Genomic DNA, 26,807 nt, shown 5'->3' with positions numbered 1-26,807 from the left:
AGAACGGTCCGAGCCCCGGCCTATGTGGCCGGGGCTTCGGCGTGTCGGGGGTTAGTTGGGTGGGATGACGCAGGGGGCTCTGTTGCAGACGTCTAGGAGTTGGCCGCCGAACTTGAGGTAGTGGGCTGTTTGGGTGCGGGCCAGGGGGCTGCGGGTGGTGCTGTCGTGGGGGCTCGGGTCCGGGGTCGGGGGGACGTTGCCGGGGGGCGGGGCCGGGCTGCCGCTGTCCCACATGACCAGCGCCGAGCCGGTGTACGGGAACGACGGGATCGCGCGGATTCCCCAGAACGGGACCGTGTCGTTGCTGCGGCCTGGGCGGAGGGCGGGGAGCTTGGCGGGGATGCCGAGTGTGCGGGCTTCCAGTTCCGTCGTCACGTTGGAGACCGCGTCGTCGCCGAACGCCTCGTGCAGGAGGACGCGGTGCGCCGGCGTGCGGGGCAGGGGGTTCGCCGCGAGGTGGCCGACGTAGCCGCTGGCCTCGCCGCGGTCCCACAGGGACTGGAGCAGCGCGAAGCCGAGCTGCTGGTCGGCCTTGTCCGGGTACGGGATGTCGATGATCTTCTGGACGGACTGGAACGCGGAGCTGCGGTTCAGCAGGGTCGAGAACGACATGCCCGGCACGCTCAGGACCGAGGTGGTGAAGTCCTGCGCGAGGGCGGTCAGCGCGGCGCCCTGGATGCCTCCGTGGCTGACGCCCGAATAGGCCAGCTTGGCCTTGGGGTCGATGGCACCGTGGAAGGCTTCCTGGGCCGCGGCGCCCTTGGGGTGGATCATCCAGCGGCCGAGGAAGAGGGTGTTGAGGTACGACTGCTGCATGCGGTCCGGGATCGTCCGGAAGTTGGACAGGTCAGCGAGCAGCGCGAGGTACGGCATGTCGGGCCCGGAGATGCCCATCCAGTTCGTCGCGCAGAGCATGAAGCCGTGCTCGGACGAGAGGGACGTGGACGCGTCGGAGTCGATGACGGTGTAGTCGCCGAAGAGGCCGTGCCCGTAGAGGAGGGGACGGGCGGGCGTACGGCCGTCGAGCGCGGTCCGGGGGATGTTGCACTGGAACGGCGCGTGGTACGTCCGCCAGGCGGGGGCGACGGGCGGGTCGTACGGGCCGGGCTTGGGCTTGGCGTAGGTGAGCGCGGTGCCGGTGGGGTTGAGGAAGCTCGGCACCTCGATGAGGCCCTTGACGCGGCGGCCGATGCGCTCGTCCTTCGGGTCGTCCTTGACCGAGGTGACGATGACCTTGGGGGCCTTGGCGCCGAGCCGTTGGAACGAGGCGTCGCGCATCGCGAGCGCGCGTCCGGTGAGGCTCCGGGTGGACGAGGTGGTGAAGTCCCAGGCCAGGTTGAGGCCGGAGGAGCCGATGCCGAAGCGGCGCAGGTCGTTCAGGGTGGTCCGCAGGGCCTTCCAGCGCGGTTTGAGGCGCGGGTCGGCGGGCGGGTTCGGGCTGCTCAGCGCGGTGAACGCGGGTGTCGCCGGGATCGCGGCACCGGAAGCGGCACGGGCGCCGCGCAGGGCGACGAGGTAGCGGCGGCCCTCGTCCAGCCGCTTGGCCGGGTGGACGAGGAGCGTGCGGCGCTGCGGGTCCTGCGCGTCGAGTTCGGCCCAGTACGGCTGCCGCGCGCCGGTGCGGGCGTCGATGACGGCGACCGGCGCGTCCGCCCGGAGGGAACGCCCGATGTCGGTGCTCGGCGCGAGACCGGTCGCGGCGGGGTCGATGCCGGGCACCCGCACGAGGATCGGCGAGGCGGGCGAGAACCCGTCGTTGCGGTTGAGCTCCGTCGGGTCGATGCCCTTGCCGAGGAGGTTGCGGGGCATCGCGCCCGGTTTGAGCGCGACGCGGCGTCCGGTGTCGGTCGCGCGGTCCTTGACCGTGTACCAGTCGTTCGGGAACGGCACGAGGCACGCCGTCGGGACGATCGGGTCGCAGCCGTCGGCGGCCTGCGCGGCGGCCGTGCGCAGCGGATCCGCGGCCGAGGCGGGCGCGGCCTGGGCGAACGAGCCGAACGCCAGCGCCGCGAGGGCCACCGGCACACCGAACGAGCGTCTCACCGGCGCCACCCCGCGAAAGATGAAGGAAGTTCAGAAGAGCAGGGTGATCTTAACCAGCGAGCACTTACTTGTCATCAGGCCGGGAGACGGCCGCGATGCCGGCCAGGATGAGGTCGATCCCGGCGAGGAACTGCTCGCGGTCGTCGTGCTCGCCCAACTGCGCGGCCACCTGGCGTACGAACGGGAACTGCGCGGGGTCGTGCTGCGCCCACCGCTCGGCGATGGCCGTGAGGTAGGCCGTCCGGTCCACCTCGCCCGCGAAGACGCGGGCGTTCGCGGCGTTCTGCCCGGCGACGCCGAGGATGTAGTTCACCAGGGCGGACGCGCAGTCGAACCGCGCGCGCTCGGGGACGCCGAGCGCCTGGAGCCGTCCGCCGATGCCCTCGAAGATCCGCATCATCGCGGCCTGCCACGGTTCCCGGGGGAGCTGGGCGCCGACCCAGGGGTGGGCGTCGATCGCGTCGAAGATCCCGAGGGCGATGGTGCGGATGGCCTCGCGCGGCTCCGCGCCGCCGACCGCCTCGGCCATGGCCCGGTCGATGATCTCTCCGGTGGCCGCCGCGAGCAGCTCGTCCTTGTTGGCGACGTGCCAGTAGATCGCCCCGCTGCCCGTCTCCAAGCGGGCGGTCAGAGCGCGGAAGGTCAGGGCGCCTCCGCCCTCGGCGTCGAGGATCTCGATCGCGGCCTCGACGATCCGCTCCTTGGAGAGCGCGCCCGCGCGCCGTTCGCCCCGCTGCCCCTTGGTCGCCATGGGCTCATCCTGGCATGGCTGGAACGCCGCTCCAAGACGGCCGGCGGCGGCCCGGTCAGGCGATCGGCGGGGCGCCGCCGGGCGGGACGACGGGCAGCCCGGACGGCGCGCCCTTCTCGATGAGCCGCCACAGCGCGCCGGTGTCGAGGTGATCGGCCACGAGGTCGCCGAGCCGGTCGAGCGTGGCCTCCCGCAGCGCGGCGAACGACACGTCCGGCGCGGGCGTGAAGTCGCGCCCGGCCCTGCGCGCCACGTCGGCGAGGAACGCCCGCCGGAACGCGTCGTTCTCCATCGCGCCGTGCCAGGTCGTCCCGTACACCGCGCCGACGCGGCAGCCGTCGAGGAACGGCTCGCCGCCCTCGACGTCCACGACGCCGTGGTGGATCTCGTACGCGGTGACGGGCTCGCCGTACGCGCTCCCCTCCGGCCGCGCCAGGGTCTTCGCCGCGTCGAAGCGGACGCGCGCCGGGAGCAGCCCGAGCCCCTCGACCCGTCCGGCCCCCGACTCGACGTCGTCGTGGATCTCGCGGGCCAGCATCTGGTGGCCGCCGCAGACGCCGAGCACCGGGCGCCCGTCGGCGGCGCGCCGCGCGATCTCGTCCGCGAGGCCGGTGCGGCGCAGCCAGGCGAGGTCGTGCACCGTCGCGCGCGTACCCGGCAGGACGACGAGGTCGGCGTCGGCGAGGTCGCCGGGGCTCGCCGCGTACCGGACGGCGACGCCGGGCTCGCAGGCCAGCGCGTCCAGGTCGGTGAAGTTGGAGATCCGCGGGAACCGCACCACCGCGATCCGCAGCGTCTCCCGCCCGTACGGGCCGCGCGCGTCCTCGCGGGGCCGCGCGTCCAGCGCGAGCGTGTCCTCCGAGTCGAGGTAGAGGCCGAGCGTCCACGGCAGGACGCCCAGCGTCGGACGTCCCGTGAGCGCCTCCAGCTGGTCCAGGCCCGGCGCGAGCAGCTCGGCCGCGCCCCGGAACTTGTTGACGACGAACCCCGCGATCAGCGCCTGGTCGGCGGGTTCGAGCAGCGCGACCGTCCCGTACAGCGAGGCGAACACCCCGCCCCGGTCGATGTCGCCGACCACGATCACCGGCAGGTCCGCGGCGCGGGCGAGGCCCATGTTGACGATGTCGCCGGCGCGCAGGTTGATCTCCGCGGGCGACCCGGCGCCCTCGCAGACCACCACGTCGTGGGCGGCGCGCAGCTCGGCGAGGCAGTCCGCGACGACCGCGCGCAGCCGCTCCTTGTGCGCGCCGTACTGGGTGGCGTCCACCTCGGCGACCGGCCGTCCCAGCACGACGACCTGGCTGCGGCGGTCGCTGCCCGGCTTCAGCAGGACGGGGTTCATCGCCGCGCGCGGCTCGACGCGCGCCGCCTGGGCCTGCATGTACTGCGCGCGGCCGATCTCCGCGCCGTCCGCCGTGACCATGGAGTTGAGCGACATGTTCTGCGCCTTGAACGGCGCGACGCTCACCCCTGCCGCGCCAGCCACCGGCAGATCCCGGCCGTCAGGACGCTCTTGCCCGCGTCGGACGTCGTTCCCGCGACCAGCAGAGCCCCGCTCATCCCGCCCCTTCCCGCCGCGGCGGCGTCCGCCGCGTCCACCACGCCAGCGCCGCGCACACGACGGCCGCCGCCGACGTGACCGCCCCGGACAGCCGTACCGCGCGCCGCACGTCGCCGACTCCGGGCGCGCGCCCGTCCCCCATCTCCGGCCGCCGCTCGACCTGCCCGTGGTAGGCGTTGGCGCCCCGAGCCGTACGCCCAGGGCCCCCGCGAACGGCGCCTCGCAACGTCCCGCGTTGGGGCTGGGGTGCGCCCCGCCGTCCCGGACGAGCATCCGCCACGCCTCGCGCGGCCGTCCTCCGGCGAACGGCGCGCACGCGACCGTGAGGACGCCGGTCAGCCGCGCGGGCAGCCAGTTGGCGGCGTCGTCGAGGCGGGCGGACGCCCACCCGAAGTTCGCGTAGCGGGGGCTGCGGTAGCCGACCATCGCGTCCAGCGTGTTGATCGCCCGGTAGGCGAGCAGACCGGGGACGCCCGCGACCGCGCCCCAGAACAGCGGGGCGATCGCGGCGTCGGAGGTGTTCTCGGCGACCGACTCCACGGTCGCGCGGGCCAGCTCCGGCGCGCCCAGCCCGGCGGGGTCGCGGGCGCACAGGTGCGCCAGCCGCGCCCGTCCCGCCTCCACGTCGCCGCACTCCAGGTGCCGCGCCATCGAACGGCCCTCGCGCCCGAGCGACGTCCCGCCGAGGACCGCCCAGGTCGCCGCCGCCGTGCAGGCCGCGCGCGCCCACGGGCTCCGCGCCGCGAGCCGTTCGGCGGCGAGGCCGAGCGCGCCCGCGCCGCCGACGAGCACCGCCGTGTACGCCGCGCCCCGCGCCCGGGAGTCGGCGTGGACCTTCCGCTCCAGGTACGCGGCCGTACGCCCGAACGCCGCCACCGGGTGCCCGCGCCGCGGATCGCCGAACGCGGCGTCGAGCGCGACCCCCGCAAGCAGGCCGATCGCCCTGCTCTGCCCCTTTGTCACGGTCATAGACGATATGGCGTACGGGCCCGTCCCGCGCACGCCGGGGCGGGGCGTCAGAGGGCGGCTTCGAGCTCGTCCCAGTTGCGTTCGAGCCAGTCCTGCGCGCGGCGGATGCGCGGCCCCGCGCCGCCGTGCCAGATCCGGGCCCAGCCGCCGCCGACCTGCTCGGCGCGCAGCCGCATCGCCTGGTACGACCGCTCGAACCTCAGCCGCGCGGCGGGCAGCAGGTCGCGCCTGCTGTCACGATCCAGGCCGTACGCGTCGCAGAACACCCGGATCCGCTTCCCCACGTCCGCCCCGTACAGCAGCGCGTCGCGGTCGACCGGGTCGGCGATCGGCGCCCAGTGCCGCAGCGTCGTCACCACGTCGTACAGCCGCGTCGTGGGCCGCGCGAGATCGAAGTCGATCAGCGCGTAGGGCTTGCCGCCGCTGAACACCACGTTGTCCGGCGTCACGTCGCAGTGCCCGATCAGCTCCGGCGGGCCGTCCAGGTTGGACGCGGCGGAGTCCCAGGGGGCGTCCGGCGGGGGCTCGTACGAGCCGACCGCGTCGTGGTAGCCGCGCAGCAGCGCCGCCACGCCCCGCAACGCCTCGTCCGTCACCGCGTACCGGGGAAGCGGCCGGTGCGGGACGTTCCCCGGCATCCAGCTCAGGATCTCCCGGCCCCGCTCGTCCACGCCGAGCACGCGCGGCGCGCCGTCGAACCCGACCCGTTCGAGATGGCGGAGCAGCCCGTGCACCGCCGGAGTGTGCGGGCGGAACGGCCTGCGGACCGTGTCCCCCACCCGCACGACGCCCTCCGTGACATCCCCGCCGGAGAGCGGAACCTCAATGTTCACCGCCACAGCCATACAAGATATGACGCTCCGGGCACCGCCCACACCGAACCACGCCACCCGAACTGGCGGCTTCCTCGGAGTTGTCCGAAAACCACCAGGATGACCGGCAACGGCCTACGAGGTATAGATGTGGAGCCTGGGGGCGGCCCGCTCTACACTATGATCCGGCACCCGGCCGGGTGCCGGATACCGGTCTCGACCTGGGGGCATTCCGCGAAGGCGGGTCCGGTGTCAGGGGCGCCCGTAGCTCAGTTGGACAGAGCATCGGTCTTCTAAACCGACGGTCGCGGGTTCGAATCCTGCCGGGCGCGCTCTCCCCTTCCCCGCGCGAGCATGCGCCGGCGGCCCACGATCCACGCCCGACATGTGCCGCCCTGTGCCCCCCGATCACGCGCGCCGGGAAGGCGGCGGTAGAACGGGAGCGGTGATCGGTCGCGGCCCGGGAGGTGCGTGGTGGCGGAGGACGGCGACTACGGCGACGCGTTCAGCGTGCCGGTCAGGCCCGGGGACGGGCGGTCGGCCGAGGCGTGGACGCGGGACGTGTTCGAGGAGGCGCCCGCGCCCGTGCGGGCCTTCCTGCTGGTGGGATGGCGGGCGGTCCTCGGCCTGCGGCTGGGGCCGCGCCCGTCGCCCGATCACGTGCTGGGCTGGGCGATCACCGGGCGCGAGGACGGCGCCGTCCGGCTGCGACTCGAATCGGCGCTGATGACCGCGCGCCTCACCCTGCGCCTCGACGGCGGGACGGCGCGCTGGACCACGTCGGTGTCCTACCGGCGGAGGCCGGGCCGCGCGCTGTGGGCGGTCGTCGCGCCGATCCACCGGCTGATGGTGCCGTACCTGCTGAAGCGGGCCGCGGGGCGCGGGCGTCCCTGACCGCGCCGGTTGCTGAGAGGGGCGGGACGGGACGGTGAGGTGGGGGACGCGGGCGGGGCGGGGCAGTATCCTGGCGGCTTCCCCGTCGCCGCGCACCCTGGCGACCGCAGGAGGGACCGGTAGATTGCGGGTCGGCCTCCTTTGCACGGATTTCACGCTGTTCTTAGATCGGCGCTGGAAGGGTGGTCACTTTCGTGATGTCGTCGAGCCCGGAGCGAGTGAGGAACCATGTCCGAGGATGACAAGCCCCGGGGCAAGCCGGCGGTGAAGGCCAACCTTCCCAACGCCAAGAGCATCCGGAGCCCGGAGTTCACGCCCCACGGCATCAGCGCCGGGCGCGGGAGCGGAGGGCCGCGGCCGTCCGGGCTGACCGCGGCGCAGGCGCGCAAGCGGCGGCGCTGGATGATCGCGGGTCTGGTGGTGGTCGTGCTGGTCATCGCGGGCGGCACCACCTACTACGTGACGCGGCCGGGGCCGAAGGTCGAGGTGTCGGGCACGTTCGGCCAGGCGCCCAAGGTGAAGATCCCCAAGGACCTGGAGCCGGGCAAGAAGCTCAAGGTCTCTACGGCGATCAAGGGCTCCGGGGAGAAGATCGCGGCCGGCGACACCACGTTCGTCAAGTACGCCTTCTACCAGTGGGCCAAGAAGACCGGCGACGACGCCAAGGGCAGCACGAGCAAGCAGATCGGCTCGTCGTTCGACCCGAAGCAGCAGCAGGCGGCCGACAAGCCGCTCGTCCTCGGCAAGAGCGGCGTCAAGGGGCTCGACAAGGGCCTGGTCGGGCAGACCGTGGGCAGCCGGGTGGTCCTGGAGATCCCGCCGGGCCAGGGCTTCGGGCAGGAGGGCCAGCAGCTCGGGGTCTCGCCGAGCGACTCGCTGGTGTTCGTGGTGGACGTCCAGGGCGCCGCCCACAAGAACGCCGGGCCGCAGGGCACCGAGAAGAAGCTCGACGACAAGGAGCTGCCGAAGGTCGAGAACGGCAAGCCCGGCGAGGCGCCGAAGGTCACCGTTCCCAAGGCCGACGCCCCGGACAAGCTCCAGACCAAGGTCCTCACCGAGGGCACCGGCAAGCCGCTCGCCAAGGGCGACCAGGCGATCGTCAACTACCAGGGCCAGCTCTGGCGCAACGGCAAGGTCTTCGACTCCAGCTACCAGCAGGGCGTCCCGGCCAAGTTCCCGATCGGCACGGGCGGCACCGTCCCCGGCTTCGACAAGGGCCTGACGGGCCAGAAGGTCGGCAGCCGCGTGATGCTCGTCCTGCCGCCGAGCGAGGGCTACGGGAAGAAGGGCGCGCCGCAGGCCGGCATCAAGGGCGACGACACGCTCGTCTTCGTGGTCGACATCCTCGGCACGCTCGTCAAATGACCGGAATCTGACGACGTCCGCGGGTACGGCGCGGCGGGGAGCCCGGTTTCGGGCGACCCGCCGCTCGCCGTTCCGGCGGACGGAGAAGCCGAGGGGGACGGAACGCGCGCGGCGGCCGGGAGTGCACAGGAACGCCATTGCGACGGTCGTCACGACAACCGGGCGGCGCGGCCGTTCGTCCTTCTCAAGGGAGGCCATGGGAGTGTGCAATGAACGGCCGAACGCCCCATCCCCCTCAGGTATCGTCGGTAACGAAAACATCACGGGGGGCTTGTGAGCAGTAGCGAGAAGAGCCCGGGGGGCGGCAGTCCCGCCGGGCCCGGTGACACGAATCCGGGCGAGGCCCCGGTCTCGGGCGGCGGACCGGCCGCCGGGCCCGGGAGCGGGGAGGACGCCCCCGCGACCGGATCCGAGGCGGGGAACGAGCTCGACGGCGACGCCGTCTCCAGCGGCGCCGAGGGCGTTTCCGCGTCCGCGCCGGAGGCGGAGTCCGCCAGATCCGCCACCGCGACGCTCACGGCCGACCGCGAGGACGCCGCCAAGGACGGCGCCGAGGACGCCGCCGAGAGCGAGAGCCTCCCCGAAGAGGCGCCTTCACAGGACGCGGTGTCCGACGAGGACGTCAACGACGAGGACGCGGTAGAAACCAGCGCTTCCACGGCGACCCGGGCAGAAGCGATTCCGGCGCAATCCAGCCTTTCCGAGACCACTCGCGCCGAAGAGATCCCGCCCCGACCTGACGCTCCCGCGGAGACTCCCGCCGAAACGATTTCGACCGAAGCCGACTCTTCCGACGCGAGTCCTTCTGAAGGCGATGCTCCCGCGGCGACTTCTGCGGAAGTCGTGGCTACTCCCGCAGAAGTGGACGCTTCCACGGCGACTCGTGCGGAGACGATTCCCCCGGAAAGCGGGTCCGCCGAGCAGACCCGTCCGGAAGAGGTCCCGAGGCCACCGGCTCCCCCGAAACCGTTCCCCCGGCGACCGGCGCCCTGAACGGCGCGGCAGAGAAGCGCGCGGCCCAGGCGTCCATCGAGACCCAGGAGATCGGCGCCGTCAGCGACGACGACGCCAAGGACGCCAAGGACGGCGCGGACGCGACGCGCGAAGGCGTGGCCGTCTCCGAGGAGGGCAAGGCCCCCGACCCGTCCAAGGACGCGGGCGGCCCCGCCGGACCGGGCGGAGGGCGCGGGCGCGGCGGCGGTGGCGGCGGGGGCAAGGGCCCGAAGAAGCAGCGCAGCCGCAAGGTCAGGTACGCGCGGCGCGTCCTGTTCGGCCTGCTCGCGTTCATCGGGTTCTGCGTCGCGGCGTTCGGCGTCGCCTACCTGTTCACCCCCGTGCCGTCCCCGCAGGAGCAGGCGATCGCGCAGGGCCCCACGTTCTACTACGCCGACGGCAAGACGCAGATCGCGAAGACGGGCGTCAACCGCGACGCGGTCAAGCTCGACCAGATTCCGAAGGGCGTCCGCGACGGCGTGATCGCCGCCGAGAACCGCAGCTTCTACCAGGACCCCGGGGTGTCGGTCTCCGGCACCGCGCGCGCGTTCTGGTCCACCGCGACGGGCGAGCAGCTCCAGGGCGGCTCCACGATCACCCAGCAGATGGTCCGCAACTACTACGGCGGCATCGGCAAGGAGCGCTCGGTCACCCGCAAGCTCAAGGAGATCATGGTCTCCCTGAAGGTCGGGCGGGAGAAGTCCAAGGACTGGATCCTGGAGCAGTACCTCAACACGATCTACTTCGGCCGCGACGCGTACGGCGTGCAGGCCGCCGCCAAGGCGTACTACGGCAAGGACGTCAAGGAGCTCACGCCCGCGCAGGGCGCCTACCTCGCCGCCGCGATCCAGCAGCCGAGCAACTTCGCCGACCCGAGCGGCGCGCACCGGCCCTACGCCGAGCAGCGCTGGCGCGCGGTCGTCGGCAACATGGTGCGGGACGGCTCAGTGTCGCAGGCCGAGGCGAACGCGATGAAGTTCCCCGCGCCGGTCAAGGAGAAGATCACCAACATCCTCAAGGGCCAGCGCGGCTACATGGTCAACGTGGCCAAGAAGGAGCTGACCGAGCGCCGCGGCTACAGCGAGGACGAGATCAACCGCTCCGGACTGAAGATCACGACGACGTTCGACAAGCGGCTGATGGACGCGGCCAGGCAGTCGGTCACGCAGAACGTCCCGGCCGGGATGAGCAAGAAGATCCGCACCGCGATGGTGTCGGTCGATCCGGCGACCGGGCAGGTGCTGGCGTTCTACGGCGGGCGCAACTACCTGAACGAGGCGCTGAGCAGCGCGTTCGGCGACTGGGCGCAGGCCGGGTCGGGCTTCAAGCCGATCGCGCTCGCCGCCGCCCTCGACGCGGGCAAGTCGCTGACCAGCTCCTACGACGGCAGCTCCCCGCAGTACTTCCGGGGCACCCCGATCAAGAACGACAGCGGCGAGAACTTCGGCCAGGTCAACCTGGTCACCGCCACCCAGCACTCGATCAACACCGCGTACGTCAACCTCGGCCAGGACATCGGCACCGAGAAGATCGCCGAGATGGCCGAGAAGATGGGCATCCCGGCCGACCGGATGAAGCCCGAGCAGCGGTCCGCGCCGACGTTCCCGCTCGGCGTGGTGTCGCTGCACCCGGTGGAGCAGGCCGGGGTGTACGCGACGTTCGCCTCGGAGGGCAAGTTCCGCAAGCCGTTCGTGGTCAAGTCGGTCACCGACAACAAGGACCACACGCGCTCGTTCACCGAGAAGGCCGCCCAGGCGTTCAGCTCGCAGAACGCCCGCGACGCCACGTACGCCATGCAGCAGGTCGTGCGGGCGGCACGGGCCGCGCCGCGCAGCTCCCCGACGGGCGCGACGTCGCGGGCAAGACGGGGACGACCGACAAGGGCGCCGCGATCTGGTTCAACGGGTTCATCCCGCAGATGGCGACGACGGTGTCTATGTTCCGCAGCGACGGCAGGCCGCTGAACATCCCCGGCTACGGCTCCTACGGCGGGCAGCTCCCGGCGCAGATGTGGAACTCGTACATGGGCAACGCGGTCAACATCAAGGGGTACGAGCAGAAGGAGTTCGGCTCCCCGTCGGTGCAGACGGGCGGCGGCTACAGCGAGGCGCCCGGCGACGGGCGGCCCGGCAACAGCCTGTCGCCCCGTACGCCCGGCACGCGCACCCCGCACACGCAGCGTCCCGGCCACAACTCCCCCAAGCCGCCCTCGGGCGGTTCACCCCCGCCGAGCAAGCCCGGCGGGGACGGCGAGGAGCCCGGAGGCGGCGAGTCACCCGGCGACGGTGAGAATCCGGGCCCCGGCGGCGGCAACGGCGGGGGCAACGGCGGAGGCCGCCCCGGCCACAACGGCTGACGCGGGAAGAGGGGCCGGTGCGAGAGCACCGGCCCCTCTTCCATGCCCGCCCGGCGAGCGCGAGCGCGAGCGAGCGTGGGCGTCAGCGCGAGCAGGCTTTGCCGATGCGCTGGGGCGTATCGGACATGACCGTGTTGAGCTGAGCGGCGTCGCCCGTCCCGACGGACGCGGCGGCGGTGCGCAGCCGTCCCGCCTCGTCCTTCAGCGCCTTCTTGAGCTTCTTCCCGTCGGCCTCGCCGGCCAGCGCGTCGACGCGCCCGGCGAGCCGCTCGGTGACCTTGCCCCACTGCGCGGGCTCGTTCGCGTCCACGCCTCTGACCTGCGCGACGTACTGCTGGAACGCCTTCTCGGTGTCGCCGCAGACCTTCTCGGCGTTGTCTCCGCCGAACGACCCGCAACCCGCCAGCAGACCGGCCGCGCCGAGCGTCACCGCTCCCAGCGCCAGCGCCCGAACCGCCCCGTACCGCATCGCACCCTCCCTTTCGAACCCCGTCGGCATCCGCATATACTTCCGCACTAGGTCATGAGCGCCAGCGTCAAGCCCCGGCTTGCTGGCCGGCAACCCTTCGTCCGCGATGGGGTGCCCCGGGTGAGGACCAGGCCGGACGCAACACCGCGTTCCGGCAAGCGCGGGCCCCGCCGACATCCCCGGGGTCCCCGGACTCCGATGGAGGTCGCACGCATGTGTCCCGCCGCAACGCTCGCCCACGCCACTCCCGTCCCTTCTGTGACGGCGCCCGGCGCCCCTGAGGTTCGCACCGTTCCGGCGCCCGCGTCCGGCCGGGCCGCGGCGCCCGCCGCCCGCGCGGCGCGCGAGCCGCGGGTCATCGGCGCCGACGCGCCCGTTCCGCTCGACGACGGCCGCGAGGTGCCGTACGCCAACCTCGACTACGCGGCCAGCGCGCCGTGCCTCGAAGCGGTGCACGAGGCCGTCACCAAGGCGCTGCCCTACTACAGCAGCGTCCACCGCGGCGCCGGGTACGCCTCGCAGGTCACGACGGACGCGTACGAGAAGGCGCGCGAGACGGTCCGCGGGTTCCTCGGGGCGTGGCGGCGTTCGGCGGTGGTGTTCACGCGCAACACCACCGACGCCATGAACCTGCTCGCGCACGCCGTCCCGCCGGGGACGACCGTCGTCGTGTTCGAGACCGAGCACCACGCGACGCTGCTGCCGTGGCGCCGCGCCGTACGGCTCCCGGCGCCCGCGACGCCCGCCGAGGCGATCGACGCCGCCGACCGCGCGCTCGCCGCCGCGCCGACCGGGCCCCGGCTGCTGGTGGTCACGGCCGCGTCCAACGTCACCGGCGAGCTGTGGCCCGTCCGGGAGCTGGCGAACGTGGCGCGGCGGCACGGCGCCCGCATCGCCGTGGACGCCGCGCAGCTCGTCCCGCACCGCCCGATCGACATGAGCGCGCTCGGCGTCGACTACGTCGCGTTCTCCGGCCACAAGCTGTACGCGCCGTTCGGCGCGGGCGTGCTCGCCGGGCGCGCCGACTGGCTGCGCGCCGCCGCGCCGTACCTCAAGGGCGGCGGCGCGAGCGCGGCGGTCACCGGCCGCGGCGACACGACCCGCTGGGCGGCGGACGCCGAGCAGCGGCACGAGGCGGGCACGCCGAACGTCCTCGGCGTCATCGCGCTCGCCGCCGCCTGCGACACGCTGTCGGCGGGCTGGGACGCGCGGATCGAGCATGAGGAACGCCTCCTCGCCCGCCTTCGCGCGGGCATCGCCTCCATCCCCGGAGTTCGCGAGCTCACGCTCTGGGGCGACCGCGGCCCGCGCGTCGGAATCGTGTCGCTCCTCGTGGACGGCTGGAACGCGCGCGACGTCGCGCTTACGCTGTCCGGTGAGTACGGCATCGGTGTGCGGGACGGGAAGTTCTGCGCGCACCCGTTCGTCCGGCACCTGCTCGACACGGGCGGCGCCGGAGGATGCGCGGACGGCGAGGGCTCGGCGGTACGCGCGAGCTTCGGCATCGGGACGACCGACGAGCACGTCGACCGGCTCGTCGGGGCGCTCGCCCGGCTCGCGTCCCGCGGCGCGCACGGCGCGCGGGTGGCGAGCCGCTGACCTGCGGTCCCGTGGAGCCGAGCCGTCGATTGGGCTCTTTGGTCCTGTTCGCCCATGTAGCGTAGGCAGTCCGTAACCGGCCCGCCCGGACCCGTCCCAACGGGGTCCGGCGGGCGGGGGACGCGCACGGCGGGACGAACACGGCGGGATGAAACAGGGGGTGGCGACCGTGGCCGACGCGTGGCGACCCACATCGGACTTCGAGCGTCGACTACAGGACACCGTACGGTCGGGGGACCAGGAGGGCTACTTCCGCCTCCTCGCGGACGGCGAGCTGGTCGTCCCCGTACCACCGGACCTGATCGACGACGTGCTGGCGAACGAGGCGCAGCCCACCTGGCCCACCCAGGACGAGGACGGCCGCACGCACGTGCTCGTCTACACCTCCGCCGAGGCCATGCGCGCCTGCCTCGGCCCGGCGTACCGGCACTTCATGAAGCTGAGGTTCGCCGACCTCGCCCAGACGTGGCCGGACGCCCGCTGGTGGCTCGCGGTCGACGTGCCGGCGCAGGGCGTCACGGGGGTGGCGCTGCCGATCGAGTCGCGCCTGCCGTCCTGGTTCGTGCGGCAGGTCGCCGAGGGCGACGGCCGCCCGCCGGTCGCGGGCCGTCCCGACCTCATCGCGAACGCCCCGCAGGCCGTTCCTCCTGCGCAGCCGGCGACCCGTCCCCCGGAGACCGCGCGCGACGTTCCCCTGCCGCACCCGTCCGACCCGACTCCTCCGGGCGCGCCGTTCACCGGTCCCGCGACCGGCCGGGCGCACACCGGCGAGCCGGCGCCCGGCACCGAACCGACCCGCGCCCAACCGCTGCCCACGGCCCCGGCCCCGCCCCCGTCCGGCGCCCACACCGCCGAACCGCCGCCCGGCACCGAGCCCACGCGCGCGCAGCCCGTCCACGGCGCCGAGGCCCCGCATCCCGCCGTCCCGCCCCAAGCCCCGACCGGCGGCCCCCACCGGACGCCGCCGACCCCACACGCACCCAGAGCTTCTCCCCCGTTCCAGACCCGACCGCCCCCACACCGGGCATCCCCGACCCAGCGCACGCGCAAGGCCCCGTATCCTCGCCGCGCGTCCCGTCCACCGACCCGGCACACGCGCAGAGCGGCGCGACGCCGCCTGGCGCAGACCCGGCGCACGCGCAGAGTGGCGCGACGCCACCGGCCACCGACCCGACGCACGCGCAGAGCGGCGCGACTCCACCTGGTGCCGATCCCGCGCGGGGGCTGGGCAACGTGGCGGCAGCGGGGGCGGCAGGCGTTCCCGACGCGACGCGTCCGCAGGACGTTGCGCCCGCCGGGACGCCTAACGCCGCCGACCCGACGCAGGCGCAGGGAATCGTGCCTCCGCCCGGCGGGCCGAACGTTCCCGACGCGACGCGTGCGCAGAGCGTCCCGCCTCCGCCCGGCGGAACGGGCACGGGGCAAGACCCGGCGCTTCCGCACGACACCGCCCCCACGGCGGGTGTTCCGAGCGCCGCCGCTCCGGCTCATGACGTCGCGCCCGCCGTTCCCGATCCGGCACGCGCGCAAGGGACGGACGCTCCGCCGACCGGAAGGGGCGTCCAGGGCCCGCCGCAGCCCCCCGTACCCGGAACGGACGCTCCCGGTGCGTCCGGCGCCGGAGATCCGACGCGTACGCAGAGTTTCGCGCCCGTGTCCGACACCGACCTGACGGGGACGGACGCGCCCGGCGGCGGAACGGGGCGCGGCGGGCACGCCGTCCCGGAACCGGGCGACCGTCCCGTCGCGGGGCCTCCGGTTGCGGACCGCACGGCCACCGACGGCGACGCGGCGCAGTGGGAGGAGCTCCAGGAGCAGCATCGGGAGCTGGCGCGCCCTGAGCCCCGGCCCGAGTTCCGGCCCGCCAACGAGGTCGAGCGCGAACTCTTGCGCGCCGCCGCCAACAACGACCACGACCTGTTCCTCCAGACGCTCGCCGGGACGGAGGTCCTGCTCCCCGTCCCCGAGGAGATGGACTACACGCTGCGGCCCGGCAGGCCCGGCTTCCCCTGGCAGACGCGCGAGGTGGACGGCACGACGGTCGTCCCCGTGTTCACCTCGCCGGAACGGCTGCTCGAACACGCCCGCGCCGTCGGGACGGGCACCGAGTCGATCACGCTGCCGTTCACCGCGATGCTCCGCTACTGGCCCGACCACGCGTGGCTGCTGGCGATCAACTCCGGCTCGCCGGCGGGCGGCACGATCCTCGCCGAGCAGCTCCCGGGGCTCGCGACGTGGGCCGACCAGCGCGCGGCGCAGCGGATGTCCGACGGGTTCGAGCCGCAGAACGACGTGGAGCACCGCCTGTTCGACGCCGCCCGCAGGCGCGACACCGACGCGTTCTTCAAGATCCTGCTGGGCGCTCAGGTGCTCGTCCCGGCCGACCCGGACACGCCGTGGGGCATCCCGCCCGGCGACCCCGACTTCCCGTGGCGGCCCGTCATGGTGCACGGGCACGCGTCGATCCAGGTGTTCACGTCCCTGAAGTGGATGAACGACGCGATCGGCTCGTCCCGCTTCGTGATGCCGAGCCTGCTGGAGATGGTGACCGCCTGGCCGGACACCGCGTGGACGCTCGTCCTCAATCCCGGCACGCCCGTGGACGCGACCATGCCCGGCGACCAGGTGCGCGCCCTCAGCGGCCCCGCCGAGCCCCCGCCGGAGCAGCTCCCGACGGAACGAGCCGCCGCACAGCAGGCAGCGGCGGCCACCGCCGCCCAAGCCGCACCCTCCGCGCCTCCCGTACCGCCCGCGCCTCCCGTACCTCCAGCGCCTCCCGTACCGCCAGCGCCGGACGCCGCCGCGCTGCCCGGCGCTCCGGACGTACGCGAAGCTGCGGCCCCGGGAACGTCGTCCAGCGCGCCGGACGCCCAGAGCGCCGGAACGCCAGGGGCAGGCTCGCCGCCTCCGCAGTCCCCAACGGAAACGCCGCAGCCAGCCGACACGTTGGGCGCTCCCGGAACACCTTCGGGCGTCCCCGAGTCGTTGGGCGCGTCCGAAGCCCCCGGAACGCCGCAGCAGGACGCGACCGCGCATGGCGGCGGACGGCCTACCGGCCAGCCCCCGTCGGAGCAGCGAACGGGTTCCGCAGGCCCGGCCGCCGACGAGGCCGTTCAGGAGGAGTTCGAGCCCGGAAACCGCATCGACCAGGAGCTGTTCGAGGCGGCGTTGAGCGGCGACTCCGACGCGTTCCTGCGCGTCCTGCTCGCCGCGAACGTCCTGGTGCCCATTCCGGTGGACGCGCCGCTGGAGGTCACGCCGATACAGCGCGAGTTCCGCTGGGAGGCGGCGCTGCGTGGCGAATCGGCGGTGCAGGTGTTCACCTCGCTCGTACGGCTGCGCGAGGTGCTGCCGGAGTCGCGGTTCGTGTACGCGGACTTCCGCGAGCTGATCGGGTCGTGGCCGCGCGAGGACTGGGCGATGCTCCTCAACCCGGGCACGCGGATCGGCGCGTCGCTGCGCGGCGACCAGGTGCGCGCGCTCAGCGAGTGGGCGATCCGGGTCGGGCTCGTGCAGCCGCGCCCGGACGTGCCCGCGCCGCAGCCCGATCCCGCGCCCCGTTCCGAGCCCGAGCCCGCGACCGGGCCCGCCGCCGGGACCGCGAACGAGCCCGCCACCGAGCCGCAGCCGCGGCCACGTCCCGAGCCGCGGGCGGACGCCGCGCAGCCCTACCAGGACGCGCACGCGGCCGCGCAGGATCCGAACGCGACGTTGCAGGACGCGTTCCCTCCCGCGACGGCCGAGCCGCCGTCGGAGACCGGCGTGCCAGACCCGCGCGCACACGCGTCCGACGCGTTCGTCGAAGCGCCGCCGTATCCGCAGCACCTCGACGCCGAACGCGCCGCGCAGCCCGCCATCATGCAGAAGGTCGTCCCGCACAATCACGTCGGCTGGTACCTCGAACAGGGCTACGACCGCGTCGGCGGTTTCGTGCATCCGACGTCCGACGTCGCCGAGTTGCAGACGCCGGTCCAGCTGTACGAGACGCTGGGCCTGCTCTACGCCGACTCGCCGTTCTCTCCGCAGGACGAGGGCGTGTACGTCATCCGCTGGCCCGCGTACTGCCCGGACCTCTACCGCATCCCGTTCGGCGGGCAGTCGGAGGAGGAGCTCGCGTCGTGGGGCGAGGACGGCTGGGTGATCGAGCGCCCGCCGTTCCAGGGCGGGGGGTTCGCGCCGGGCAGCGCGGGCTCCGTCCGCGAGTACAAGGTGGACAGTGTGCGCTTGCCGTACGGCGCCGAGATGTACCTGTTGGGCATGGACCGGTCCGAGCGGTTCGTCGCGATGTACGACCCGGACCGCCTCGCCTGGCTCCGCCCGAGACCGCCCCGGAACGGCCCGACGCGTCCGGCACTTCGGGCGCGTCCGGAACCGGCGGATGGGACGACCGGACGGAGGCCGCGCAATGATCCGCGACGGGTACGTGGCGCGCTGGCTCGGCCGCGAGTTCGAGGCCGCGCCCGGCGCGGACGGCGAGGTCCGGCTGTACGCGCCGGAGCCCACGGACGGCTTCGAGGAGCTGCGGCCGGGGCGCTACCGGCGCATCGTCCCCGCGTCCGAGATCGAGGTGCTCCGCTACGTCCGCACGACGTGCACCTGGCATGGCGAACGTTTCGTCGTCGTCGGCGAGCACGAGACGTGGCTGCGGGTCGAGTACGCGGGCGGCCGGGCGCCCGTCGCGCAGCGTCTCGGGCTGGAACGCATCGACCAGGGGGTCTGGCAGACTTGGGCTCCCGGGGCGGAGGTCGAGGACCTCCGCGAGGAGTTCATCTGAACGTCCAGAAGGGGACGCGCGGGGTTGATTTGATCCGTAGATCCGTGTTCGCATGATTCCCGAGGCGATCCCTCGGGTACGGCGGGACGCGGATGCCCGACGCTGACAAAGCGCTCAACGGTGAGGCGACGGAGGTGCTGAGGCGGTGCTCTACCGATCGGCGGTACGACCGATCTTCGCGGGGCTCGGCACGGCGGCGATCCTGGCCGCGGGCGCGGCGCCCGCGTTCGCGGTGGGCGACCCGTCCCCGTCCCCCTCGGTGACGGCCACCAAGACCGAGGTACCCGCCGCTCCCGAACTGGTGGTGTACCTCGCTCCCAGCGACGCGGTGGCGAAGCCGGGGCAGACCGTGTCCGTGCCGGTGCAGTTCAGGGCCGTGTCGGGCATCGCCAAGGACGTCCGGATACGGAGGATCACGACGAGCCCGGCCTCCGCGTTCCTCGACGGGGAGTGCGAGACGCCGTTCGGCGGCACCGGGTGCAAGGTCGGCGACCTCGACCCCGCCGGGAAGCGGCGCGACCACATCAACCTGCGGGTGCGCCTCCCCGAGAGCCTCAAGAAGACCACGAACGTGACCGTGACGGTCTCCGTCGCCTCGTCGAACGTCGAGCCCATCTCCGACTCGGCGACCATCCAGTACGTGGTCAAGAAGAAGCCGAAGCCGTCTTCCAGCCCCTCGTCGGGCAAGGACGGCGGGCTGTCCGGCGGCAAGGGCTCCGGATCCGGGTCCGGCTCGGGCTCGAACTCGGGCTCGGGCTCGGGGAGCGGCGGCTCGGGCAGCGGGAGCGGCAGCGGGTCGTCCAACGGCGGCTCGTCGTTCGACCCGCCGAAGCCGAACGGGACGTTCAACCAGCCGAACGCCACCCAGAGCCCGCAGGTCGCGCTGCCGCCGATCGCGCCGCCGAGCCCGTCCGTCGCGGCGAGCGCCACCACGCCGCCGCCCGAGAGCAGGCTGCGCAACAACAAGGCGCCCGTCGCGCAGGACCTGACGTTCGAACGGATGGCGAGCACCCAGGTGGCGTGGCTCGCCGCGCTCCTCGTCGCGTTCTCGCTGCTGCTGACCCAGCTCCGCCTGGGCCGCCGCAACCCCGCGGCCTCCGCTGCCGCCGCCGAGGCGGCGCGGCGCGCTAAGGGCACGCACCGCCGCCCCCGCCGGGGCGTCTTCGGCAAGTGACCCGTCCGCCGGTCCCGGGCCGCTGAAGGGACGCCGCGAGCCCGTGCCCGACCCCGGCCCCGGCCTCAGTCGCGGGTGAGGGCGTAGCAGGCGATCGCCGCCGCCGCGACCACGTTGAGGGAGTCGACGCCGCGCGCGAGGGCCGTCTCGCCCATCGGGATGCGGACGGCGGCGTCGGCCTCGCGGAGCCAGCGCGACGACAGCCCGTCGCCCTCGGCGCCGAGCAGCAGCGCGCGGCGTTCGGCGGGAGCGACGTCGTCGAGCGGCACCGCGTCCGCCGCCGGGGTCAGCGCGAGGAGCTGGAACCCGTGCCCGCGCAGCGCCGCGAGGCCCCCGTGCCAGTCGGCCATCCGCGCGTACGGCAGGGCGAACACCGCGCCCATCGACACCTTGACCGACCGCCGGTACAGCGGGTCGGCGCAGCGGGGCGCGAGGACGGCGGCGTCCACGCCGAGCGCCGCCGCGCAACGGAAGATCGCGCCGATGTTGGTGTGGTCGACGATGTCCTCGCAGACGACGATGCGGCGGGCGTCCGCGACGACGTCGTCCACGGCCGGGAGCGGGAGGCGCTCCATCGACGCGAGCGCGCCGCGGTGCACCTGGAACCCGGCGACGGCCTCCAGGGTCGCGTCGTCCGCGACGTAGACCGGGGCGTCCGTCGCGTCGAGCACGTCGGCGAGCGGGCCGGCCCAGCGCCGCGCCATGAGGAACGAGCGGGCGGGGTGCCCCGCGCCCGCCGCGCGCCTGATCACCTTCTCGCCCTCGGCGACGAACAGGCCGTGCTCGGCCTCCAGGCTCTTGCGGAGGTTCACGTCGCGGAGCCGCACGTAGTCGGCGAGCCGCGGGTCCGCGGGGTCGGACACGGAGACGAGCCTGGCCATCCCCGTATTCTGCCGCCACCCCGCCGATGCCCCGGCCACCGGCCGCTCGTTCACCAGGCTCGGACCCGGCCGAGAGGGCGACGGTCAGGGGCAGCGGTCAGGGGAGGCGGATCTCGGTGGAGACGGCGCGGTGGTCGCTGCCGGGCAGGTCGTGGACGGCGACGCCGCGGACGGCGCAGCGCCGGTCCACCAGGACGTGGTCGATCGTCAGCGGCGGGCGCGGGCCGCCCAGCCCCCACGTCGGCACGAGCCCCTTCCCGTCGCGGTCGGCGGCGTCCGCGTAGCCGCGGCCGATCAGACGGCGGAGGCCGGCGTGGTCGAGCGTGGCGTTGAAGTCCCCCGCCAGGATCCGTACGGGCGCGCCCGCCGCGTTCCCGCCGCCGGGGGTGGCCGCGGAGGAACGGGCCGGCGGCAGCGCGCCGAGGTCGCGTTTCCAGTCGTGGAGTGATTCGGCGGAGATCGGCGGTACGGGGTGGACGGCGGTGATCTGCACGCGCCGTCCGTCCGGGAGCGCCAGCTCGGCCTGCGGCATGGCCATCTGGGTACGGGGCAGCGGCGGCAGCGCCCTCATGGGGTGGCGCGAGTAGAGGCCGGAACCGGCCGCGCCCCACCGCGGGTCGATGACCTTGTGGGGCAGGAGCGCGGACAGTCCGGCGCGTTCGTAGCGGGCGACGGCCTCGGGCGGGAGCTCCTGGAGGCTGAGGACGTCCGCGCGGGCCCGCCGGACGATCTCGACCAGCCGGGCGGGGTCGGCCTCGCCGAACATCAGGTTCGCCGTCACCACCCGCAGGACGGGACCGCGCGCGGCGGGCTCGTCGCCGCCGATCGCGCGGGGCAGCACGGCGGCGGCGAGCCCGGCCGCGACGACCCCCGCGACGGCCGCCGCCCGCCACCTGCGCAGCAGCAGCGCCGCCAGGACGGGCACGGGCACGGTCGCCGCCACGTACGGGGTGAGGGCCAGGAGCGGCGCGGACGGCACCTCGACGCCCGGGATCCGGTCGCCGCCCGCGAACCGTACGGCGGCCCAGACGCCCCAGGCCCCGGCGCCGGTCCAGGCCGCGACCGTCCGCCACCGTCCGCGCCGGGGCTCGGTCAAGGCCCGCAGCCGTCCGGGCCGTCCCGGACGCCCGGTCGCTTCCGCGGGCCGCGTCGGGCGGTCGTCGCTCGTGTCGGTCACCGGCCACGCCCCCTCGTCCGGGCCTCCCGCGAGCTCGCGGGGTCCCAGATCTACTGACGTTCGGCCGGGCCGCCGAGTTGCCGCGCGGCCTCCCGCGGCCCCGAACGCGGGGCGTGACGGGCCGTCACGTTGCCGCGCTTTTCAAGACGTAGGCCCATGACCTGCGTCATCATCAGATTTGAGTTCTTTGTAACCTCCCGGTCGTACTACTACAGTGCCGGGGAACATCGACGGGTTTCTGGTGAATCGAGGGCAGCCGTGAGCGGACGTCATCGCAATGACTTCCCCGAGGGGACGCCGGATGACGGCGGGCACGACCCCTCCAGGCCGGTCTTCGGACCCGCGAACGACGGGTCGTCCGACTGGTTCGGCCCGCGCGACAGCCAGAGCCCACCGGTCGTCCCGCCGACCGGGCCGCAAGCCGGGCCACCGTCCGGGCCGCAAGCCGTACCGCCGACCGGACCGCCGTCCGGGCCGCAGGCTGCGCCGCCCTCCGGCACGCAGGACGTGCCGTTCGGCGCTCCGCTCTCCGACCCGTTGAGCCCTCCCGGCCCCGCGGGCCAGGCCGGACCCCCGGCCGCCCCCGGCTCGCCGGACGTCCTCGGCACGCCCGGCCTCCCCGGCACGCCGACCGCGTCCAGCGGGCCCGGAGCGTCGTCCGGCGTTCCCGGCACGCCCCAGCCGGGCACGCCCCAGCCCGGCACGCCCCAACCCGGCGCACCGCAGCAGCCCGGCGCGGCGGGGACGGGCGAGACGCACGAGTGGTTCGTGCCCCGGCCCGGGGAGGAGCCGGCCTTCGGTGCGGGCGGTTTCACCGGCGCCTCCGACGCGGGGGGCTACGGCCTCGGCCGTCCGCCCGGCACGTCCGGGCAGGGCGGCGGCTACGGAACGCCCGCCGCCCCTCCCCCGGGCGCGCGCGTACCCGAGGGCTCCACCGGAACGGGCGGCATGCCGCTGCCGTCCGCCTCGGCGCAGGGCCCCGGCGCGTCCTCGTCCGGCGGGTACGGCGGCTACGACTCGATCCGCAACTCCGACGGCGGCGAGACCGGGTTCTTCGGCGGGCGCGCGGGCGGCTCCTCCGAGTCCGGCGGCTACGGAGGCTCAGGCGGCAGCGGGAGCGGCAGCGGCGGCTCCGGCGGTTACGGCGGAGGCAGCGGCGACTACGAGTACGGGCGGCGCAAGCGCAAGCGCAGCGCGACGGCGCTGATCGGCCCGATGGCGGGCGCGGTCGGGCTCGCGCTGCTGCTCGGCGTCGGCGTGTACGCGTTCGCCGAGAGCGGCGGCGGGTGCGACGGCGACGGGGCGCTCACCCTCAACGTGGCGGCGGCGCCCGACATCCAGCCGGCCGTGGTCAAGGCGGCGGGCCGGTTCAACGACGCCAAGCACAAGATCAGCGGCAAGTGCGTGAAGACGCGCGTCACCAGGAGCGAGCCCGCGTCCGTGGCGACGCTGCTGAGCGGGCAGGGCGTGGCGGGCGCCGGCAACGAGCGGCCGGACGTGTGGATCCCCGACACCTCCATGTGGACGTCGATGGTCCGCGGCACGTCGGGCGACGACAAGGCCGTCCAGAGCACCAAGACGTCCCTCGCCATGAGCCCGATCGTCGTCGGGCTGCCCCAGACGCTCGCGAACCGCCTGAAGCAGGAGGGCATCACGGCGGCGCCGTCCTGGGACAACCTGCTGAAGGCGGCGGGCGGCACCGCGGGCGGCGGCGTGACCAAGAACCAGATGATCCCGGCCGGCTCGGTGCGGCTGCTCGTGCCCGACCCGGCGCGCAACGCCGCCGGCATGGGCGGGCTGATGGTCACCAACGCGCTGCTGGCGAACGACCCCAACAAGGAGTCGATCTTCACCGGGATCGTCCGCACCGTCCGCGAGAGCACGGTGCCGAACGCGACGGCCCAGTTCGGGCAGTTCCGCAAGGGCCGGACCGGCAAGCAGCCGATCTCGCTGTCGTCCGAGCAGGCCCTGTGGAACTACAACCGCACCGGGCCGTCCGAGCCCGCCGTCGCGCTGTACCCGCAGGAGGGGACGCTCTCGCTGGACTACCCGTACACCGTCACGACCGGGGACGGCGACCGGCGGAAGGCCGCGGGGCTGCTGGAGAAGGCGATGAACACCGAGACGACGCGCGACGACGTGCGCTCCCTCGGGTTCCGGTCGCCGGACGGCAAGGCGCCGGGCGGGTTCACCGCGAAGCTGGGCGTCAGCCCGGCGCGGCCCCGGCAGCTCCCCCCGCCGAGCGCCAAGGAGGTCTCGGGGGTCATGCAGGCGTGGTCGAAGCTGACCCTCGGCCTGCGGATGCTGACGCTGATCGACGTGTCGGGCTCGATGGCCGAGAAGGTCGGCGGCGGCAAGACGCGGCTCCAGGCGATCGCCGAGGTGTCGCAGGGCGGCCTGTCGATGATGTCGAACGACACCGAGCTCGGGCAGTGGCTGTTCTCCACCAAGATGGACGGCGCGAAGGACTACCGCCAGTCGGTGTCGGTCGGCCCGCTCGGCGAGCGCGTCGGCTCCAGCACGCGCCGCAACCTGGTGCTGTCGACGCTGAACCAGATGCGCCCGAAGATGGACGGCAACACCGGCCTGTACGACTCGGTGCTCGCCGCGTACAAGGAGATGAACCGGACCTACAAGCCGGAGTTCGGCAACTCCATCCTGCTGCTGACCGACGGCAAGAACGACGACACCGACGGGCCGACCCTGGAGCAGACGCTGGACCGGCTGAAGCGGATGATCGACCCCAACAAGCCGATCCAGGTCAACATGATCGGGTTCGGCAAGGGCGTGGACCGCAACGAGCTGGAGCGGATCGCGAAGCTCACCAACGGCAACGTGCAGATCGCGATGACCCCGCAGGAGATCTCCAAGATCTTCCTCAGGATGCTGTCCCGCCGCATCACGCAGTGACGCGGCGTCACCGGTGCCCGTTCCCTCCCGCAACGCCCTGAACAGCATAAAGTTTGTGCGGCCTGACGCTGCGTGACCGTTCGCAGCTCGCGGGCCGGTGCGCGGGCGCGGCGGGGGAACGGGCCGAGGTTCCGGAGATTTCTTCGCCAACTCGTGTCAACCGGACGCATCCGTCGCCCGTCTTTCTTGGTGGAGGCCCGACGGGGAGCGGGGCCGTCGGGCCTCCGACCTTCTTTCTTCTCCCCCTGACCCGCGGCGGGGGGCGCCCCCGGAGACCGGGGGCCGATGAGCACCACGGCTTCCCCGACGGCGCGGAGCCCGGCCCGTTCCCGGAGACCGCGCGCCGCGCAGGCGAGCCGTTGACGGCCCGAACCATCTGCCACGGGAGGACCTCGTGTCCGGTTGGCCCAGTCTCGATCGCGCGGACGACGAGCGCCTGGCCGAGACCCTGGCGTCCGGCGACGGCGGCGCGCTGATCCACCTCATGGACCGGTACGCGGCCCGGCTCTACGACTACTGCCACGCGCTGCTGCGCGACCAGGACTCGGCGGCGGGCGCCCTGCACGACGCGCTCATCGCGGCCACCACGCACATCGGCCTGCTCCAGGAGCCCGAACGGTTCCGGAGCTGGCTGTACGCCCTGGCCCGCAACCAGTGCCTGCGCCGCCTCGCCGACCCCGACCGGCCCGCCGAACGGCACGAGGCCCCGGAGGTCGAGGACGTCTTCCTCGACGCCGGAGAGCGGGCGCACCGCCTGGAGACGCGGCGGCTCGTCCACGGCGCCCTGTCCGGGCTGCGGGGCCGCGAGCGCGAGACCCTCGACCTGCTCCTGCGGCACGGCCTGGACGCGGCGGAGATCGGCGGCGCGCTCGGCATCGGCGCCCAGGAGGCCACCGACCTCGCGGGGACGGCCCGCGCCCGGCTCGACGACGCGCTCGCCGCCGCCGTGATCGCCCGCACGGGCCGCGACGACTGCCCGCACGTCGCGGAGCTGGCCGGCGACGGCGAGGAGCCGCTGACGCCGCCGGTGTCCCGCAGGCTCGTCCGCCACATCGCGTCCTGCCGGGTCTGCGCCGAACGCCGCGACCGCACCGTCTCCACCGCGCGCCTCCTCCAGGTGCTCCCGGTCGCGCTCATGCCCACCGACCTGCGCGGGCGCGTGCTCGCGACGGCGACCGACCCGGCGCTCGCCGGGGAGCTGGCCCGCGCCGCGGGCAGCGCCGAGCCGTTCGACACCTGGGGCTGGCCCGTTCCGGTGGAGAGCGGCGGGGGCGGAGAGGGCCGGCGGCGTCGCGCCGCCCCGCCCAAGCTGTGGCCCGCCGTCGCCGCGGCGGTGATCGTGCTGGTCATCGTCGCGGGCGCGTTCATGGTCATGCCCGACTCGTCGGACGGCCGCGCCGGAGCCGGGTCGCCCGCGGGCACCACCTCGGCGCCCGACCCGTCCGCCGCGCCGTCGGAGTCGCCCACCGAGAGCGAGTCGCCGACGCCGACGCCGAGCACCACGTCCCCCACGCCGACGCCGACGACGCCCACCCCGAGCCGTACGAAGCGCACCCGCGCTCCCCAGCGGCCGTCCGCGACGCCGCCGCCCAGCGAGCCGTCCAAGCCCGGCCGCCTGGCGACCAGCGGCGGATGCACCATCACGGTGCAGAACGGTTCGTGCGGCGTCTCGGTGCACGCGGTCGGCGGCCCGGTCACGTGGTCGGTCGCCGGAACGAGCAGCGGCCTCAGCGCGGTAGGCGGCGGACGGCTCTCCAAGGGCGCCTCGGAGACGGTCACGGTCAGGCTGATCGCCGACTGCCCTTCCTCGGGGAACGGCTTCGTCCGCTTCTCCCCCAACGGCTCCGCGCCCGTCTCCTGGCAGTGCGCCGGCGGCTGAGCATCGTCCGCGAAGCGCGCCGTTCCCGACGAATGATGTGCGCCAGATCACATCGAACGTCGAAACCGGCGTCCCACGAGGGGAGATGGCCACGGCGCGTAGGCCATTGATCACAAAATCGGGGACCAAACGGAGAAATCTCGGGCAACTGGTGGCAAGATCGGGCAACCAGAGCGGCCGGTCAAGCGTCGGCGCTCACC

At 74.0% G+C, this 26,807-nt stretch carries 18 protein-coding genes, 1 tRNA gene, 2 pseudogenes and 1 riboswitch; of the genes and pseudogenes, 12 read left to right on the top strand and 9 right to left on the bottom strand.

The features are described from left to right. Positions 1 to 51: 51 nt before the first annotated feature. The 6 genes and pseudogenes from GEV43_RS26155 to GEV43_RS26135 form a co-directional block, all read right to left on the bottom strand. Complete coding sequence (locus GEV43_RS26155; protein WP_160822974.1) at positions 52 to 2,043, bottom strand: hypothetical protein; 1,992 nt, start codon at positions 2,041 to 2,043, stop codon at positions 52 to 54. Between the two features lie 64 nt (positions 2,044 to 2,107). Continuing rightward, positions 2,108 to 2,794, bottom strand: a complete 687-nt coding sequence (locus GEV43_RS26150; protein ID WP_160822973.1) for a TetR/AcrR family transcriptional regulator — start codon at positions 2,792 to 2,794, stop codon at positions 2,108 to 2,110. Between the two features lie 55 nt (positions 2,795 to 2,849). Then, positions 2,850 to 4,354 (bottom strand): annotated as a pseudogene (locus GEV43_RS26145) (cobyric acid synthase). Beyond that, positions 4,351 to 4,581, bottom strand: coding sequence for a hypothetical protein (locus GEV43_RS51075; protein WP_241683042.1), 231 nt, complete (start codon positions 4,579 to 4,581; stop codon positions 4,351 to 4,353). Before GEV43_RS51075 ends, GEV43_RS26145 begins: the two are co-directional and overlap by 4 nt. After that, positions 4,530 to 5,324: pseudogene (locus GEV43_RS26140) on the bottom strand (cobalamin biosynthesis protein); the annotation flags it as partial. The gene GEV43_RS51075 and the pseudogene GEV43_RS26140, both read right to left, overlap by 52 nt. Positions 5,325 to 5,371: 47 nt before the next feature. After that, positions 5,372 to 6,157, bottom strand: a complete 786-nt coding sequence (locus GEV43_RS26135; RefSeq protein WP_309239842.1) for a phosphotransferase — start codon at positions 6,155 to 6,157, stop codon at positions 5,372 to 5,374. Positions 6,158 to 6,394: 237 nt separating this feature from the next. Here GEV43_RS26135 and GEV43_RS26130 point away from each other — a divergent pair. The 6 genes from GEV43_RS26130 to GEV43_RS26105 all read left to right on the top strand — a co-directional run bounded on the left by GEV43_RS26130 (position 6,395) and on the right by GEV43_RS26105 (position 11,744). Beyond that, positions 6,395 to 6,468: transfer RNA gene (locus tag GEV43_RS26130), tRNA-Arg, on the top strand. 142 nt (positions 6,469 to 6,610) lie between these two features. Then, positions 6,611 to 7,030: a DUF2867 domain-containing protein gene (locus tag GEV43_RS26125; protein WP_160822971.1), complete on the top strand. Its 420-nt coding sequence runs from the start codon at positions 6,611 to 6,613 to the stop codon at positions 7,028 to 7,030. Positions 7,031 to 7,258: 228 nt separating this feature from the next. After that, positions 7,259 to 8,395 carry an FKBP-type peptidyl-prolyl cis-trans isomerase gene (locus tag GEV43_RS26120; RefSeq protein WP_160822970.1) on the top strand — a complete coding sequence of 379 codons (1,137 nt, stop codon included), beginning with the start codon at positions 7,259 to 7,261 and terminating at the stop codon, positions 8,393 to 8,395. A 273-nt stretch (positions 8,396 to 8,668) separates the two neighbouring features. Continuing rightward, on the top strand, positions 8,669 to 9,388 hold the full coding sequence (locus tag GEV43_RS26115; protein WP_160822969.1) for a hypothetical protein: 720 nt from the start codon (positions 8,669 to 8,671) through the stop codon (positions 9,386 to 9,388). 116 nt (positions 9,389 to 9,504) lie between these two features. Next, on the top strand, positions 9,505 to 11,352 hold the full coding sequence (locus tag GEV43_RS26110) for a transglycosylase domain-containing protein (protein ID WP_160822968.1): 1,848 nt from the start codon (positions 9,505 to 9,507) through the stop codon (positions 11,350 to 11,352). Further along, positions 11,325 to 11,744, top strand: a complete 420-nt coding sequence (locus tag GEV43_RS26105; RefSeq protein WP_160822967.1) for a hypothetical protein — start codon at positions 11,325 to 11,327, stop codon at positions 11,742 to 11,744. Before GEV43_RS26110 ends, GEV43_RS26105 begins: the two co-directional genes overlap by 28 nt. An 82-nt stretch (positions 11,745 to 11,826) precedes the next feature. Here GEV43_RS26105 and GEV43_RS26100 read toward each other — a convergent pair whose 3' ends face one another. Then, entirely contained in the window at positions 11,827 to 12,213 is a 387-nt protein-coding gene (locus GEV43_RS26100; RefSeq protein ID WP_160822966.1) for a hypothetical protein, read from the bottom strand. Between the two features lie 50 nt (positions 12,214 to 12,263). After that, positions 12,264 to 12,380, top strand: a riboswitch (SAM riboswitch). A gap of 91 nt (positions 12,381 to 12,471) precedes the next feature. Here GEV43_RS26100 and GEV43_RS26095 point away from each other — a divergent pair. The 4 genes from GEV43_RS26095 to GEV43_RS47665 all read left to right on the top strand — a co-directional run bounded on the left by GEV43_RS26095 (position 12,472) and on the right by GEV43_RS47665 (position 19,760). Next, positions 12,472 to 13,812 carry an aminotransferase class V-fold PLP-dependent enzyme gene (locus GEV43_RS26095; protein ID WP_309239841.1) on the top strand — a complete coding sequence of 447 codons (1,341 nt, stop codon included), beginning with the start codon at positions 12,472 to 12,474 and terminating at the stop codon, positions 13,810 to 13,812. Positions 13,813 to 13,960: 148 nt separating this feature from the next. Further along, on the top strand, positions 13,961 to 15,484 hold the full coding sequence (locus GEV43_RS26090) for an SseB family protein (RefSeq protein WP_160822964.1): 1,524 nt from the start codon (positions 13,961 to 13,963) through the stop codon (positions 15,482 to 15,484). Beyond that, entirely contained in the window at positions 15,466 to 18,642 is a 3,177-nt protein-coding gene (locus tag GEV43_RS26085) for an SseB family protein (RefSeq protein ID WP_160822963.1), read from the top strand. Before GEV43_RS26090 ends, GEV43_RS26085 begins: the two co-directional genes overlap by 19 nt. 89 nt (positions 18,643 to 18,731) lie before the next feature. Continuing rightward, positions 18,732 to 19,760 (top strand): hypothetical protein, encoded by a 1,029-nt coding sequence (locus GEV43_RS47665; protein ID WP_194252522.1) that lies wholly within the window; start codon positions 18,732 to 18,734, stop codon positions 19,758 to 19,760. A 65-nt stretch (positions 19,761 to 19,825) separates the two neighbouring features. Here GEV43_RS47665 and GEV43_RS26075 read toward each other — a convergent pair whose 3' ends face one another. After that, complete coding sequence (locus tag GEV43_RS26075; RefSeq protein ID WP_160822962.1) at positions 19,826 to 20,641, bottom strand: RNA methyltransferase; 816 nt, start codon at positions 20,639 to 20,641, stop codon at positions 19,826 to 19,828. Between the two features lie 97 nt (positions 20,642 to 20,738). Further along, positions 20,739 to 21,818 carry an endonuclease/exonuclease/phosphatase family protein gene (locus tag GEV43_RS51070; protein WP_206681288.1) on the bottom strand — a complete coding sequence of 360 codons (1,080 nt, stop codon included), beginning with the start codon at positions 21,816 to 21,818 and terminating at the stop codon, positions 20,739 to 20,741. Between the two features lie 258 nt (positions 21,819 to 22,076). On the opposite strand from GEV43_RS51070, the gene GEV43_RS26065 reads away from it, so the two are divergent. Both GEV43_RS26065 and GEV43_RS26060 read left to right on the top strand, forming a co-directional pair. Continuing rightward, complete coding sequence (locus GEV43_RS26065; RefSeq protein ID WP_309239840.1) at positions 22,077 to 24,728, top strand: substrate-binding domain-containing protein; 2,652 nt, start codon at positions 22,077 to 22,079, stop codon at positions 24,726 to 24,728. A gap of 394 nt (positions 24,729 to 25,122) precedes the next feature. Then, on the top strand, positions 25,123 to 26,607 hold the full coding sequence (locus GEV43_RS26060) for an RNA polymerase sigma factor (protein ID WP_160822960.1): 1,485 nt from the start codon (positions 25,123 to 25,125) through the stop codon (positions 26,605 to 26,607). Positions 26,608 to 26,807: the final 200 nt, after the last annotated feature.

Source organism: Actinomadura sp. J1-007 (assembly GCF_009793335.1).
Lineage (GTDB): Bacteria > Actinomycetota > Actinomycetes > Streptosporangiales > Streptosporangiaceae > Spirillospora > Spirillospora yumaensis.
Note: the sequence above shows the minus strand (reverse complement) of the source record. Positions and strands in the feature narration are given on the sequence as shown.

Coding starts and splice junctions, on each gene's coding strand:
- GEV43_RS26150 (WP_160822973.1), bottom strand. CDS start 2,794: ATGGCGACCAAGGGGCAGCGGGGCGAACGGCGCGCGGGCGCGCTCTCC.
- GEV43_RS26120 (WP_160822970.1), top strand. CDS start 7,259: ATGTCCGAGGATGACAAGCCCCGGGGCAAGCCGGCGGTGAAGGCCAAC.
- GEV43_RS26105 (WP_160822967.1), top strand. CDS start 11,325: ATGTTCCGCAGCGACGGCAGGCCGCTGAACATCCCCGGCTACGGCTCC.
- GEV43_RS26100 (WP_160822966.1), bottom strand. CDS start 12,213: ATGCGGTACGGGGCGGTTCGGGCGCTGGCGCTGGGAGCGGTGACGCTC.
- GEV43_RS26090 (WP_160822964.1), top strand. CDS start 13,961: ATGAAACAGGGGGTGGCGACCGTGGCCGACGCGTGGCGACCCACATCG.
- GEV43_RS26075 (WP_160822962.1), bottom strand. CDS start 20,641: ATGGCCAGGCTCGTCTCCGTGTCCGACCCCGCGGACCCGCGGCTCGCC.